This window comes from Methanolobus vulcani (assembly GCF_006546655.1).
GTDB lineage: Archaea > Halobacteriota > Methanosarcinia > Methanosarcinales > Methanosarcinaceae > Methanolobus > Methanolobus vulcani_A.
The window spans coordinates 195249-210184 of record NZ_VIAQ01000015.1; the positions used below are offsets into that span (position 1 = coordinate 195249).

Sequence of the window (14936 nt, forward strand, 5' to 3'; positions counted from 1 at the left end):
TAGCGTAATCCGGTTGATTGGATACATATGAAGGTAATTCTATGCTAAGACAGCGTTTTGTTCTTGATACAACTGCATTGACCGATCTCCAGGTAAGAGAAAAGCTGGAACAGGATGGTATGTGTGATGGTATACGGGAGGTTCTGGATCTGATAGCCAGTTCCAGATTAAATCTTGATATAAGTTGCTACGTGCCTTTTCCATCTGTTTACAAGGAGCTTCAGGAGTTTGCTCACAATAACGGCTGTGACAATGATGTCATAGCAAAGATCGACACGTGGCTTGTAAAAAAGGCACCGGATAGGTATAATGTGCAAATTCCCTCTAAGGTTTTCCATGAATATGTATCCCACATGCGGGAACGCATCAATAAAGGAATGGTGATTGCCGAGGAAACAATATGGGATTCTTCTACCGAATGCCTTCTTACGGAGTCAAAAGCAGATAATAAGAATGACATCGGTCATGATATCGAAAGAAGGGTTATAGGTGGACATATCGGAAAATTCAGGAAAAAATACCGTGCAGCTCTTCGCTATGGTATTCTTGACAGTGCTCCCGATATTGATGTGCTTATCCTTGCAAAAGAACTGGATGCTGCTGTAGTTGCAAGTGATTTTGGAATCCAGAAATGGGCAGAGGAACTGGGAGTGAGATTTGTGCCTGCAAGCACTTTCCCTATGATATTGCAGGAATACTTGAAGCATTCAGATGTAGTAAAATCACCTGTACAAAATAAATAAATAAATAAATAAATAAATCCCGAATCCTTTTATTTTTATGCACCTGCAATGAATGAAATAAGTGCAAAGGCCATTGCCATCTTAAACATTTTTGAGGATTTTGCAGGATTGTTTTTTCCAAGTATTTCATACACTGCCACTGCAAAGAGTATGTCTGCAACAGCCACCAGTATCAGGTAACGCATAGTCATGAGTGACTGAATATATGGCAGAGGACTTGCCAGAACAGCAATAAGTCCGATGAGTGATGCCAGATAGGCTGCTTTTTTTGGACCGATGATTATTGGCAGTGTTTGCGCACCATCTTCCCTGTCACCTTCTATGTCTTCTATATCCTTAACAATCTCACGGGCAATTGTCGCCATGGTTGCAAGCACAAAGAGAACAAAAACACCTTTTATTCCTCCCTGTTCAAAGAAAACAGCTCCGCCAAAAAGGAATGTTGAACCTGTAAGATAACCTACTGCTATATTTCCAAGAAGCGCTGTGCGCTTGAGAGTGCTGGCATAATAAATAAGCAATAAAGAGTTAACAAGTGCAATAGCTCCGCATATCATATTTATTGATGCTGCAATTATGGTTCCTGCTGCAAAGAGTGCAAGTGAGAAATACAATGCAGCTTTCAGACTTATTTTACCGGAAGGAATCGGTCTTTCAGGCTTGTTAATCCTGTCTATATCGATGTCAAAATAATCATTAATTGCGTTTCCTGCACCTGTTACAAGGAACACTACAAGAAACACCTTTAATGAACTTAAAAAAGGAAACGCAATGTTATAAGAATCCGGTGAGATATTGGCTGAAACTATATTATACGCTATGAAAACTCCTACTAGGGCGGCAATAGCTGCCATAAGACAGTTGCCTGAACGCATAAGTTTCAGATATGTCTGCATTTGGAGTTTACCTTTTTCTTTTAATTTCCAGCATTCTGTCAAGTGCAATTCTTGCTTTAGCACTCACATCTTCAGGAACAGTGATCACATACTGCATTTTCTCAAGCGAAAGCAATAGTGAGTTAAGATCAATGGCTTTCATTTCAGGGCACACTGTGAATTCAGACACACTGTAGAATTTCTTGTCCGGATTGTCCTTCTGCAGTTTGTGAATAATTCCCCTTTCTGTTGCAATGATGAATTCATCACCGGCATTCCTTGCATATTCCACCATTCCTGTAGTGCTGAATACTTTATCTGCAAGGTCAATAACCTCTCGTCTGCATTCAGGGTGTGCAAGAACTTCTGCATCAGGATGTTCACTTTTTGCTTTTATCAGATCTGTGGTCAGTATCTGGTTATGAGTTGGACAGTACCCGTTCCATGGGATTATTTTCTTGTCGGTGAATCTTGATACATAGTCTGCAAGGTTCTTATCAGGAACGAAAAGCACTTCATCTTCATCAAGGGAGTTTACGACTTCAACAGCGTTTGCAGATGTACAGCATATATCACTTTCAGCCTTCACATCTGCTGTGGAGTTCACATAACAGACCACTGCAGCACCTGGATATTTTTTCTTCTCTTCACGAAGGGCTTCAGCAGTCACCATTGAAGCCATAGGGCATCCTGCATGGATTTCCGGTAACAGCACAGTTTTTTCCGGGCTGAGGATGGCAGCACTTTCTGCCATAAAATGAACTCCACAAAAAACAATAACGTCGGCTTCCTGTTCAGTTGCCTGTATGCTTAGTCCAAGTGAATCTCCAGTAAAGTCTGCAATGTCCTGTATTTCTCCTCTTTCGTAATTGTGAGCAAGGATTACAGCATTGTGTTCTTTTTTTAGTTTCAGTATTCTTTCAATGGTTTTTTGGTTATCCTGCATGGGATCATTACCTTGGATTTGAATTTCCGTGCATGGATGGAACTCTCATGCCGGATTATTTAGTTGATTATATTCCAGTTTATGTGCCGGTCTGGATCGGATCTGATAGTTTCTTCAGGGTGGCTATAGCTGAAAGGGATGCAAGATAGCTGCTTTTTGGATTGGTAGGGGATGGGACGTTCTCAACTTTCGTTGTGAATTCACCAAAGGCTCCTTCCACGGATATTTCATGAATGTTACGTGTAAGTGCCGGATTAGCCACTATCTTCACCTTGGTTTTCTCAAAACCAATGCCTGTAAGGCTGATGGTGGCTGCAACATTTACATTTGCAGGGAATGCCTTAACTGCTTCACTGGCAGTTCCTTCAAAGATCACGGTCTTTCCATTGATTTTATCAAGATCTATTTTATTCCTGATTATATATGGAGCACCTGCAAGTCCTCTTGGGGGTTTCTGGGTTGTGAGTGTTACTGAGTATATCTCATCTGAGGACGCTGACTTCAGTCCGTCAAGACCTACAATTGCACCTGATGGGAGGTAAACCTTACATTTGTTCTCCTTTGCAAGTTCCTTTATAGTCTTAAACAGTTTCTCATCAGAAAAAGCACCAACACTCATAATCATGACATCACAATGTGCATGTAATGCAGTAGGTATGAGTTCATAGACTGCTTCCTGTGAAGCACACTCCACAAGAAGGTCAATTTTTTTTAACATTTCAGCTACTTCTATAACCTGAGGTTTTGATCTTTTTAAAGTAGACAAAAGCTTATCAGCATCGTTAAGATTTCTGTCATAAATGGCTACAAGTTCTGCTTCAATGGTTCCGTCATCAATGGCTTTACATATGCTGGCCCCTATTGTTCCGCAGCCGATAAGTCCTATATTGAGCATTTTAGATCCCTGAAAATTAAAGTCTAATACTTAAATTAGGTATTAAGAGTTTTGAGTTTGTTGATTACTGCTTATATTGATTGGTTAAGTAGGTTTTGCTTATGTGCTGAAAGAATATAAATCACTTTACCATACATACTGTAGATAATATGATGTATACACATGAAATCGAAAGTTTCCTGGAAGAAGACCTTGGATATAATGATATTTCATGCAAGCTTGTTCCTGATCATTATGTAGAAGCTATTATTTTCACTAAAGGGGATTGCACTCTGGCAGGCCTTGATGTTGCAATTTCATTCTTTGATTATTTCGGGATGGATTATTTCACAAATCATTCGAATGGCGACAGAATATCAAAGAACGATGTAATATTTACTCTGAAAGGAAGTTCCCTGTCAATTCTCAGGGTAGAAAGGCTGGTCCTTAACTTCCTGGGGCATCTTTGTGGAATAGCCACCAATACAAGCAGATGTGTGGATGTAGTACGCAGTCACTCATCAGATACAAGGGTTGCATGTACAAGAAAAACAACTCCCGGAATTCGCAAGTATGAAAAGATGGCTGTTATTGCAGGCGGTGGTGATCCGCACAGGTTCAACCTCACAGATTCTGTTATGATTAAGGATAATCATGTCAGGATGATGGGAGTGGAAGCCGCCATAAAATCTGCAAAGGAAAAGGCAGGTTTCACACAGAAAATAGAGGTTGAAGTGGAATCATCTGCAGATGCTCTGGTGGCTGCAAAAGCAGGTGCAGATATTATTATGCTCGATAACATGGAGCCGGATGATATAATAAAAACAGTTGATTTGCTGAAAAGATCATCTATCCCTGAACACATCATGATTGAGATTTCAGGGGGTATTAACATGGATAATCTTGAAGAGTATGCAAAGACAGGGGTTGATGTTATCTCCATGGGATCTTTGATTCATAAGTCGCAGTGGATAGATGTTAGTCTTGAAATTGTTGAAAATCAGGAAATTTAATGGTCTTGAATGAATTTATTGTATCTGTTTTTGCATAAATGTTAAAAACAACCATAATCATAAAGTTTATATTAATAACTGCGTATTTTAGCTGAAAAACAAAATCAAATTCTGTTAATTTGAGGAAAACATGGTCCGAGTTGCTCGTTTATTGGTTATTTCATTTTGCATGGTTTTCTTCTGTCTGGCACTGGCAGGAAATGCTGCGGCAGTAGAGATTTATAATGGTTCCATTACAACAGGCGATGGATATCAGTTAAACAATTTTGTAATTGACGTGACGGATGCTTTTCCAAGTGCGGAAACTGCCTCATTCTATGTCTATGAAAATGGGGAAGAGGTTGACAGTTTCCTTCTCAGCGAAGGAGATACATATGAATTTGATTTTGAAGATGATGCTGAAATAACAGTTGGTCTCGTATCTGTAAGCAGTGGAACACTTCCTGTAGTAAGAGTATCTATTTCTATTACCAACTATCGTGTTAGTGATCTTTTTGAGAGCGATGTGATTGATGGTGGAAGTGAATATGCTGTATATTCCGGAACACCTGAACTCGAAATTGTAAAATCGATAGATAAATCCGAAATAGATGTAGGTGACGTTGTTCGTGTGACTGTCACCGTTGAAAATACTGGTGATGATGATGCTGTAGATGTTGTTTTTTCAGATCCCCAGCAAGCTAAATTCATTTTAGTTGACAATATCCTGGGGGACCCCGGTAAGATCGATGTAGGGGATGGCGATTCCCCTAAAAAGATATATGTATATGATCTGAAAGCCACCGAAGCCGGTACGTTTTCATTGAATCCGGTAACAGCAAGTTTTACAAATGAAGCAGGTCTGGATTTTGATGATGCTTCTTCTAACTCTCCAACAGTGATCGTAAACGCAGCTGAGAACCTGGTTACTGCAGATCTTGAATTTACAACAACTCTTGATAAGTACACTGTCAATCGTAATGATGAGATACATGGGACTATTACGATAAAGAATAATGGTGATGCTCCTGCAACGGCTGTAACAGTTGACTTTATGCTGCCGGATGGCCTGGAGTTCCAGAGTGGATCTGATATTGAAGTAATATCCGGTGTTCCTACTATATACCTTGAATCATTTGGTGTACAGCAGGAGAAAGAATTTACCTTTACAGTGAAAGCTACTGAAGTTGGAACATATACTCTTTCCATGGAAAATAGTTATCTTTTTGACAATGGAGTAGATACACAACTGGAAGAAGTCACATCAGAGTCTGTAACAAATAAAATATACGTCGTCAAGGGAGAATATGATTACCTTTTCGAGCAACCTATCTATGTTTATGTAATACCTCTGGTAATTATCGGAGCTATTGCAGGATGGATTTATTACAGGCACAAACAATATAAGTTCTGATGTGGGAGTTTATATTATCGTAGAAAGCTATCACAAGATTTATCAGATTATAATTATATTACCATTCGGAGGAATTATTTGCTCAACATACTCATCGTTGGTAACGGTCAATGTGGAAATCGCATACTGGATGCTATAAACAGGGAAGCCTTCGGTAAAAAAAGCCGTCTTGCCAAATTTTATTCTCAACAAAAATACAAAAGCAATGTACAGACCATTGCTATCAATACTGCCGTAAATGATCTTAAAGAGATGAAATTTACAAAGGCAAAGGACAGGATACACATCCCTCATTTACATGGTGTCGGAGCTAACAGAAATGTTGGTAAACACGTTTTTGAAGATAACAAGACCCATATTATGCGGCAGATAGAGGAACGAGGCAATTTTGATGTTTGCTTTGTTATAACTTCTGCATCAGGTGGTACTGGTTCTTCGTTCACCCCGATGCTTGTAAAAGAACTGAAGGAAAAGTATGATTTTCCCGTTTATGCAGTTGTCGTTCTACCATTCAGGGAAGAAGGTACACTTTATCTTCAGAATGCCGCTTTTTGTTTGAGGGATATTCGCGAGAGTGGTGCTGACGGTATCATACTGGCTGATAATCAGTTCCTGAAACAGATGGGTGGCAATGTGGAATCTGCCTATAATGGCATCAATGATATGGTAGCTAGACGTCTTCTTTTCCTTCTTGATGCTCTTGATAGCGAAATGATGATGGTCACTGACCTTGGTGACTTCAAGACTGTTATGAGTGGTGGTGCAGGACTTGCAACAATCGGTTTCTATGAAGCTGACACTGATATGCCTGTCAGAAGTGCAATACAGAAAGCGCTTTCTCCATCAGGGCTTCTATTCTCCAGTGATGTATATAAAGAGGCTAGTAGAGCCATGGTTATCATCAGAGGTGACAAGGAGCGTCTCAGTATCGATGAAATCTCAACTGAAGTCGAGAAATTGTCTAGTTCTGTAGGTCATGTCTTTAAAGGTATCATTGTGAGGGATGGAGAGCTTCCTCAGGTGCTTGCTGTACTGACTCTTGAATCTGCATCCGAGCTTGAGAACCTTTATTCCATAGCAGTTGATGCAATTAAATATGAACGGGATAAGAAAGAACGTGTAGCTACAGTTAAAGATGTAGACCGCGCATTTTCACAGATAGACGGAATGGATCCGTCTTACTAATCTGTTTTCCATTTTTATCTCTTGTTTTTTATCTCAACTCAAATACATTGAAATAGTCTAAGTCTAAATAAAGTAACCAGAGGTTTTTATTTGGCTGATGATAACGATTCTCTCATTATACAGACAAGAGGACTCTCCAAGATATACATGGACGGAGTTGAAGTACGTGCTCTTGATAATGTAGATCTTGATATTAAAAGAGGTGAGTTTCTTTCAATAATAGGTCCTTCAGGTTCCGGAAAAAGTACTCTTCTTCATATGATAGGCATTCTGGACACTCCAAGTTCCGGATCAATTGCAATTGATGGGAAAGTAGTTACGGATATGTCAGAAAAAGACCGTTCCAGAATTCGTAATGAAGTTTTAGGATTCATATTTCAGTATCACCATCTGATGCCTGATTTTAATGCTCTTGAAAATGTGATGATGCCTCTTTTGATTGGCGGGATGAAACGCGGTGAAGCTAAAAAAGTTGCAGCCAGACTCCTTGAGGAAGTCGGCCTGGGTGACCGCATGGATCATCGACCAAATCAGCTTTCAGGAGGTCAGGCTCAGAGAGTTGCTATTGCAAGGGCCCTTGCCAACAATCCCGGAATAGTCATAGGTGACGAATCTACCGGAAATCTGGATACAAAATCCAGTGACAGGATATACGAACTTCTAAGGCAGCTCAACCGTGACAGGGGACAAACCTTTATTCTTGTTACTCATGATGAGGAAATGGCCAGGAAGACTGATCGTATCATCAGAATTGTCGATGGGCGTATAGCATCTGATTCCATTTGATCAGATATCTGGCAACCAAGGTGATCTTATGGAATATTCACAGGGAAACATAGGAAGAGTATTTACTGTTCGTCTGGATCAGGGAGATGATATTCTCCAGGAACTTGAAGGTCTTGCTGTTTCGGAAAATATCAAATCCGCAATGTTCATGATGCTAGGTGCTGTGAAAGAGGCAAATCTTGTGGTTGGACCTAAAGAAAATATAGTTCCTCCCGATCCGCAATGGGCTCGCATTCATGATGCTCATGAGCTGATAGGAATAGGAAATATCTTCTGGGAAAGTGAAACCGGTAAACCAAAGATACATCTTCATTCGGCAGCAGGCCGTGGTGAATCTGTAAAAGCAGGATGTTTGCGTGAAAACAGTGAAGTCTTCATGGTTGTAGAAGTCTTCATTATGGAGATATCCGGTATCTCTGCAAGCAGAATCTTCGATCAGGAAAGAGGCTTTGCTCCTGTATGCTTTTCGGATAAAAGCTGAAAAATAATTCTTTTGATTAATTCAGGCTTTACTAGTCGTTGCCACTGAGTTCCTTGAGCTGCTCAAGGGCTTCAACCATTTCCATGTTCTTTTTGATGGCCTTTGATTCAAAGGTTTTGACAATTTCCTCAAAAGGTACAATGAGTTTGTAATATTTGACAGGCCTTCCTTTGTCAGTATTCTTTTTTTCACTTCTTTCTTCTATCCATCCTCTTTCTCTCAAAGGACGCATAGCTATACTGACTTCCGGTTGCCTGAGACCTGATGCCTGCTCAATGTTCTGTGATGTCATTTCATTTCCGCATACAAGACATGCAATAGAGATGGCTTCGGTTCTGGGTACGTCCAGTCCCTGTAAAAGTTCGATGATTTCATAGCCTTTTCCGTTTAAAAGGTCAATATCTCCGCTTTTCATTTAGTTACTATAATACTTTTAGGTTTATATAATTTATGTAAATATAATTTGTTTTTAGCAGATATTCCTGTAATCATCGGTCAAGCGTAGAATTGAAAAGAAGTGAACGGTAACAATATATACAGTAATTGCAAAGTAGGTATAAAACCAAGTCAAAGGTGGAATAGGATGCCGTATATTGATGATGACAATAGTTATAAGATAAAAAAGATTCACGCACGTGAGATTCTTGACTCCAGAGGAAACCCTACCGTTGAAGTAGATGTCTATACTTCTAATGGATTTGGCAGGGCAAGTGTTCCTTCCGGTGCTTCTACAGGAAGTAATGAGGCACTTGAGTTGCGCGACAAGGAAGAACGCTACCTTGGAAAGGGTGTACTTGATGCAGTTGACAATGTCAACACTGCTATAGAAGCAGAGATTCTGGGCATGGATGTCAGGAAGCAGCGCGAGATCGATGGTCTTATGCTGGCTCTGGACGGCACTGAGAACAAGATGGAACTTGGTGCAAATGCAATCCTTGGTGTTTCAATGGCAGTTGCAAGAGCAGCAGCAGATTCACTTAACATGCCACTTTACCGTTATCTTGGCGGCATAAATGCATATACTCTTCCTGTTCCTACAATGAATGTCCTCAACGGTGGAAAACATGCAGGAAATGCACTTTCCATTCAGGAGTTCATGATCCAGCCAAAGGGTGCGGAAACCTATTCCGAAGCACTGCGCATGGGTACCGAAACATACCATGCACTTGGTAAGATCCTTGAAGGAAAATATGGCGGTGCAGCAACAAATGTTGGTTACGAAGGTGGATACGCACCATCACTTGAGATGACCAATGATGCACTCGATGCTCTTGTAAGTGCTATCGAGGAAGCAGGATACACAGAGTCCGAAATCAGCATTGGTCTTGATGCGGCAGCTTCAGAGTTCTTTGACGGGGAAACCTATTCAATTGACGGTAAGCTCTTAAAACCTGCTGAACTTGTTGATTACTATCTTGAGCTTATTGAAACCTATCCTATCATCCTTATTGAAGACCCATTCCACGAGGAATCCTTCGAGGACTTTGCAACACTGACCAACGATGCATGGGACACATTCATTGTCGGTGACGATCTTTTCGTTACAAACGTAGACCGTCTCGCAAAGGGTGTTGAAATGGGTGCTGCAAACGCACTTCTGCTGAAGGTCAACCAGATCGGTTCACTCTCAGAGGCATTTGATGCAGCTAACATGGCAAACCGCAATGGTTACAGTGTTGTTGTAAGCCACCGTTCCGCAGAGACCGAAGACACAACAATCGCTGACATTTCAGTTGCAATTGGTGCTGACCTTATCAAGACAGGAGCACCAGCAAGAAGTGAGCGTACTGCAAAATACAACCAGCTCCTCAGAATTGAAGAGGACCTTGGTGAAGCAGCACGTTACATGCAGATTTGAACTGAATAACAGTTCAAACCTGATTTTTTTCTTTTCTATTTTTAATTCGTTTATTTTCTTAAATCAAAAAAGGTTAAAGGGTTTTAGTTATTCAAGCAGTGGTACGGTGAGACTGCCCTGTGGCAAAATTACAGCATATGGCTCCTTACCCTGTTCTTTAATCTTTTCAATCGCTTTGTTGAATGTTTCCTGAATATCTACATGTGGCTGAAGTTTTGCCATTTTGATAGTATCATCGTTCAGGTCTGAGATTGCCCACATTTCAGCATAAACACCAATCTGTGCCATCTTGGCTGCTTTGTGGTATCCAAGCTTGTATCCTTCATCTATCTTACACATGACATCTTCGCATGTGTTTGCAGAACAGAGTAGGTTGAGGAATGTATCATCTCCCACACCGTCCCTGCATTTTGATACAAGAATGATGACTCCGCCATCTTCCAGTGCAAGCTTGCCATTCTCAAGTGCTTTCTGGGACTGGTAGAGGTCGATATCCATAGGATATGGTGCTGCGGTGAGTACAATATTTCCCTTGCGGCTGCAATTTGAGCAGAAAACCTCTTTTGCTCTCTCAACTGCAATATCAAATGATTTGAAAAGGTCACCGGCAATGGTTGCGTAAAGTCCGTGGTCTGCTGTCAGAACTGTCTGAATTGAGAATACGTTCAGGTCTTTCAGCACTTTCATTGCATCTTCCATGTCCTCTGCAACGGGATTCCCTTTGATTGCAAGTGGTTGTGCAGCTTCAGAGAGTGCGTGTTTGTGGTTCATCTCGATTGTCTTGTAGGAAGCAACTCCTGGCAGGAATGCTTTTCTTCCACCTGTATATCCTGCGAAATAGTGAGGTTCAACACTTCCGATGACGATGATGTTCTTGCTTTCATTCACCATCTTGTTAAGATACATCTCGGTACCGTTGCTGGATACGCCAAGATATTCCATATCCTCGTCCTTGCGGGCATCGTGAACGAATATGTTATCCTTGATTTCATCATACATTTCACCGAAGATGTATCTGTATTCATCCTCAGTTGGTCCTCTGTGAGCACCTGTAGCAACCATGAATCTTACGTTTCCATGCTCTCTTAGCATGTCACGCATTTTCAGGAGGATCTTTGCAGTAGGAGTTGGCCTTGTAGCATCATTTACAAGAATTAATATCCTCTCACTGTTCTTCATAAACTCCTCAAGGGATTCCATTCCCACAGGATTGTTCAGTGCCTCATCTATCACTTCTGATTCATCACCGACTTCAACTAAATTAGGTGAAACGACCTCATGGGGTATTTCCACTTCAAGGTCTACGAATTCTTTTCCATAAGGTATCGGTATTTTGATAAAAATTCCTCCAAATAAGGTCTATAACCGGATAGTTCATAATAGGAGGCTTTATTTATAGTTTAGTTGTCCGGATTCGGTCAACATTTTGCATTCAAGATGATTCTCATCAAATGCATTTACTGGAAATTAGTGTAAAACGCAACTGGATGCGAGCAAACTTTGTAATATCACTATATGTAAAACAGTAGACTTCGAATAAATACGGCAGGAGACCTGAACTTGCCCTTAAAAATCAGTTATACACTGTCCTGTGAAATTTCATAACTTTACAGTATATAAGTTCATAAAAGGTGTGAGTATCTGAGCTTACTCATTTTTTTGCATTCTGCAGAGTTCCTTTTTGTACATCAGTTGTGTCTGAAAACGTTTTACGTCAGGGGTTGGTTCTCTGCCGGACTGCCTGTTGATGATAGCATTTACATATTCAAGGTCATTCTTTATGTTGTCACAGGGTACGGTTTCTGTCAAATTAACATCTCCACCAAATTGAATTAATAAATTATTATCTGAAGAGATTATAAATCTTTTCATTATCTTTTAATCTATTACTTTGCTACCAAGAATCTAAGTTCATCGGCAATTTTATGTCAGATGACATGTTTTCTGGAAAAGGTGACAAATTGATAGAAACCACTCAATTATTCTACTTCATCGCAGCCTCGGTAGCTCTTACTCTCTTGCCAGGTCCTGATATTCTCTTCGTGCTCACCCAGAGCATATCACAGGGAAAGACCGCTGGCATGGCAATTGCCACTGGCCTATGTACCGGTCTGCTGTTTCATACAACTGCGGCAGCACTTGGTGTATCTGCGATATTGTACAGTTCTGCTGTGGCATTCTCTCTCCTGAAATATGCAGGAGCAATATATCTTCTATACCTCGCATACAAGGCAATTTGTGAAGAAGGCAGCCTCACATCACTTGAATCTGTGAAAGAAAAGAACCTGCCACTACTTTACAGGAGAGGCATTTTCATGAATATCTTAAATCCCAAAGTCTCCCTGTTCTTCCTTGCATTCCTTCCTCAGTTCATAAATGCAGATTCAGGCAGCATCCCTCTTCAAATGATATTCCTGGGTGCAGTGTTCTTTGCACAGGCGATTGTGGTATTCTTCATAGTATCGTTCTTTTCCGGAATGATAGGAACTAAGATCATGGAAAAGCCGGGTCTGGGTAAGAAGATTAACTGGGCAAAGGCTGGCATTTATTCTGTAATTGGGATCGAGCTTGCATTTGCACATCAATAATAGTTGTCTTGTAATCTCTTTTTTGGGTTAAAAGTTAAAGCTAATCTTTTCTAACACCTTTTTTAGATAGCCATTCCATCTATTTATATTTATTGATATGACTAAAAAACTTATATCATATGTTTGTTTAATTTAGTACGCTACATTATTTTTGAACATATGGGATGGGATCTTATGATAATAAAATTTAAGCAAATAGTGGGTGTATTCATAATTGGTCTATTTTTTGTCAGTTTGACAGTTACCGCGTCTGCAGACTCGAATATGAGTATCAATTCAACTAGCTACGCTGGTGCCGAACAGGTCGATCTTCCTGATTTTGATCCACAGATATTTGACCAGCTTGAAGAACGGGATGATAACTACATATTAGGAAAAGGGAAAGTTCCTTTAATAGCAAGTGAATCTGGAAAAAGAGCTTGGCTTAACGATTTAAACAACGTTAAAACAGGTGTAAAAGAGGAGATGACGGCAGAATATATGAGACCGAATGGTTCGGTAATGTCATATGGATATAATTATCAAGGCTATTTATCAGTTCAGTTTCCAGTAGGTACGGAATTAAATGAATCCATGATGGATGGAATTTATTCAATTTTTAATGAAGAAGCTATGGAAGATAATATTAGTGATGTTCCTGTGTTATTTGAATATAGCCCGGAAATAACAGTTGGAGAATCATTTGACACAGTAGATTATGAGATTATTGATGAACCGGAAATTATCAACGAAACTGCCAATAATACAGAACCATCTCATAATATTCCAGGTTTTACGTTTTTAATTACAATATTGGCTTTCCTGATAGCCTCAGGAAAACGCTGATTTTCTTCTTTATTTCCCACAGCCTCATAAATAGTTATATAATAACGTCAGCTCATTTCTATATTGGAAGCTGGTCAATGTTTGAACTTAGAATAGCCCTGAGGCACATAGGTGCACGAAAGCGACTCACGTTCTTTGCAGTATTTGCGGTAGCTCTTGCTATAGCTGTTATCGTAGTTCTCATGTCAATGATGACCGGGTTTACCGAGGAACTGATTGATTCCACAGTGGAGAACTCACCGCATATTGTGATCACTTCTTTGGATGATCAGGAAGATTATGTCCACTTTTACAGTTATCATTCACAGCAGATAGCTGTAATGGATGGTGTGGAAGCCGTTTCTCCTGTATTTGTGGGGCAAGCTGCCATTAGTCACAAGGACAATGCCGAAGGCATCAATCTCAATGGAATTGATCCTGTTGCAGAAGATGAAGTAATGCATATTTCGGATGATATTGTGTCAGGCGACCTTTTTTCCCTCAGCAGAAGCAACAATGGAATTGTCATCGGTGACAAGCTTGCAGAAGACCTGGAAGTTGTCATGGGTGATAAAGTCGATATAGTCATGCCAGGTTTTGGAACAAGGTCATTCAAGATTATGGGTATATTTGATACCGGAACATCCAGTGATGAGAGTATCGCATACGTCCGTTTTGATTCTGCCCTTGATTTCTTCCAGGAGAACGGCGTTGCAAGTAAGATCAACGTAAGAGTAATCGATCCATTCCAGGCAGATGTTATCGCAGCTTCCATTGAAGGTCAGAACACAGGACTTGATGCTGTAAGCTGGATTGAGGCCAACAGTGAGATACTCGGTCTGCTCAACACTCAGGCTGTTATCGTCTGGCTCTACTATGGACTTATCTACATGATAGCAGGTTTTGGAATCGCAAACACACTTTTCACTGTTGTAATGGACAAAAAAAGGGAGATTGGGATGCTCATGGCAATGGGCGCATCAAAGCGGCATATTACAGTGATATTCCTGCTTGAATCACTTATACTTGGCACAATGGGTGTGCTATTGGGTTGTCTGCTTGGTTATGCTGGTTCTATGGCACTGGCATCATATCCGATAGACCTGCCGCAGGAAATGTACTTTGGCCTGACGACCATGCCAATTAAGACCGATCCCATGAACTATGCCTATGCAATAGTTTTCTCATTTTTCATCAACATAGTTGCAGGTGTCTATCCTGCAAGAAAGGCGGCTGCACTTGATCCGGTTGAAGCTATTGAAAGTGAATGATGTTGTTTTGAACAAATTATTATTTAACTGGGAATATATTCCTTCTTTCTAATTTAAGCCAGAGAGTTTGTTCGCAACCATACGAAAGATTTATATCGCAAGATGTTGTTAGTATGTTT

16 protein-coding genes are annotated in these 14936 nt (G+C 40.3%); 10 read left to right on the forward strand and 6 right to left on the reverse strand.

Going from position 1 to position 14936, the window contains the following annotated elements; all coding sequences use genetic code 11:
* The first annotated feature begins 41 nt into the window (after nt 1–41).
* A complete protein-coding gene (locus FKV42_RS08280) occupies nt 42–743 on the forward strand; it encodes an RNA ligase partner protein (RefSeq protein ID WP_154809758.1) in 702 nt (233 codons plus the stop codon).
* 35 nt (nt 744–778) lie between these two features.
* Here the strand turns inward: FKV42_RS08280 and FKV42_RS08285 are convergent, their stop codons facing one another.
* From FKV42_RS08285 to FKV42_RS08295, 3 genes are all read right to left on the reverse strand, one after another.
* A complete protein-coding gene (locus FKV42_RS08285; protein WP_154809759.1) occupies nt 779–1639 on the reverse strand; it encodes a geranylgeranylglycerol-phosphate geranylgeranyltransferase in 861 nt (286 codons plus the stop codon).
* A 7-nt stretch (nt 1640–1646) separates the two neighbouring features.
* Nucleotides 1647–2564: a quinolinate synthase NadA gene (gene nadA, locus FKV42_RS08290; RefSeq protein WP_154809760.1), complete on the reverse strand. Its 918-nt coding sequence runs from the start codon at nt 2562–2564 to the stop codon at nt 1647–1649.
* A gap of 79 nt (nt 2565–2643) precedes the next feature.
* Nucleotides 2644–3459 (reverse strand): aspartate dehydrogenase, encoded by an 816-nt coding sequence (locus FKV42_RS08295; RefSeq protein ID WP_154809761.1) that lies wholly within the window; start codon nt 3457–3459, stop codon nt 2644–2646.
* 152 nt (nt 3460–3611) lie between these two features.
* Between FKV42_RS08295 and nadC the strand changes: the two genes are divergently transcribed.
* The 5 genes from nadC to FKV42_RS08320 all read left to right on the forward strand — a co-directional run bounded on the left by nadC (nt 3612) and on the right by FKV42_RS08320 (nt 8296).
* On the forward strand, nt 3612–4451 hold the full coding sequence (nadC, locus tag FKV42_RS08300; protein WP_154810166.1) for a carboxylating nicotinate-nucleotide diphosphorylase: 840 nt from the start codon (nt 3612–3614) through the stop codon (nt 4449–4451).
* A 130-nt stretch (nt 4452–4581) separates the two neighbouring features.
* Complete coding sequence (locus FKV42_RS08305; protein ID WP_154809762.1) at nt 4582–5844, forward strand: BatD family protein; 1263 nt, start codon at nt 4582–4584, stop codon at nt 5842–5844.
* 78 nt (nt 5845–5922) lie between these two features.
* Nucleotides 5923–7029 carry an FtsZ/tubulin family protein gene (locus FKV42_RS08310; RefSeq protein ID WP_154809763.1) on the forward strand — a complete coding sequence of 369 codons (1107 nt, stop codon included), beginning with the start codon at nt 5923–5925 and terminating at the stop codon, nt 7027–7029.
* Nucleotides 7030–7176: 147 nt separating this feature from the next.
* Nucleotides 7177–7815, forward strand: coding sequence for an ABC transporter ATP-binding protein (locus FKV42_RS08315; protein WP_154810167.1), 639 nt, complete (start codon nt 7177–7179; stop codon nt 7813–7815).
* A 28-nt stretch (nt 7816–7843) separates the two neighbouring features.
* A complete protein-coding gene (locus tag FKV42_RS08320; RefSeq protein WP_154809764.1) occupies nt 7844–8296 on the forward strand; it encodes a PPC domain-containing DNA-binding protein in 453 nt (150 codons plus the stop codon).
* Between the two features lie 31 nt (nt 8297–8327).
* Here the strand turns inward: FKV42_RS08320 and FKV42_RS08325 are convergent, their stop codons facing one another.
* Entirely contained in the window at nt 8328–8711 is a 384-nt protein-coding gene (locus tag FKV42_RS08325) for a transcriptional regulator (RefSeq protein ID WP_154809765.1), read from the reverse strand.
* A 168-nt stretch (nt 8712–8879) separates the two neighbouring features.
* Between FKV42_RS08325 and eno the strand changes: the two genes are divergently transcribed.
* Entirely contained in the window at nt 8880–10154 is a 1275-nt protein-coding gene (gene eno / locus FKV42_RS08330) for a phosphopyruvate hydratase (protein WP_154809766.1), read from the forward strand.
* A gap of 87 nt (nt 10155–10241) precedes the next feature.
* On the opposite strand, the gene FKV42_RS08335 is transcribed toward eno, so the two are convergent.
* Both FKV42_RS08335 and FKV42_RS08340 read right to left on the reverse strand, forming a co-directional pair.
* Nucleotides 10242–11498 carry a nickel-dependent lactate racemase family protein gene (locus FKV42_RS08335; protein ID WP_268865981.1) on the reverse strand — a complete coding sequence of 419 codons (1257 nt, stop codon included), beginning with the start codon at nt 11496–11498 and terminating at the stop codon, nt 10242–10244.
* Between the two features lie 303 nt (nt 11499–11801).
* On the reverse strand, nt 11802–11963 hold the full coding sequence (locus FKV42_RS08340) for a hypothetical protein (protein ID WP_154809768.1): 162 nt from the start codon (nt 11961–11963) through the stop codon (nt 11802–11804).
* 152 nt (nt 11964–12115) lie between these two features.
* Between FKV42_RS08340 and FKV42_RS08345 the strand changes: the two genes are divergently transcribed.
* The 3 genes from FKV42_RS08345 (at nt 12116) to FKV42_RS08355 (ending at nt 14817) form a co-directional block, all read left to right on the forward strand.
* Complete coding sequence (locus FKV42_RS08345; RefSeq protein ID WP_196214094.1) at nt 12116–12742, forward strand: LysE family translocator; 627 nt, start codon at nt 12116–12118, stop codon at nt 12740–12742.
* A 264-nt stretch (nt 12743–13006) separates the two neighbouring features.
* Entirely contained in the window at nt 13007–13567 is a 561-nt protein-coding gene (locus FKV42_RS08350) for a hypothetical protein (protein WP_154809769.1), read from the forward strand.
* Nucleotides 13568–13644: 77 nt separating this feature from the next.
* Complete coding sequence (locus FKV42_RS08355) at nt 13645–14817, forward strand: ABC transporter permease (RefSeq protein WP_154809770.1); 1173 nt, start codon at nt 13645–13647, stop codon at nt 14815–14817.
* The last annotated feature ends 119 nt before the right edge of the window (nt 14818–14936 follow it).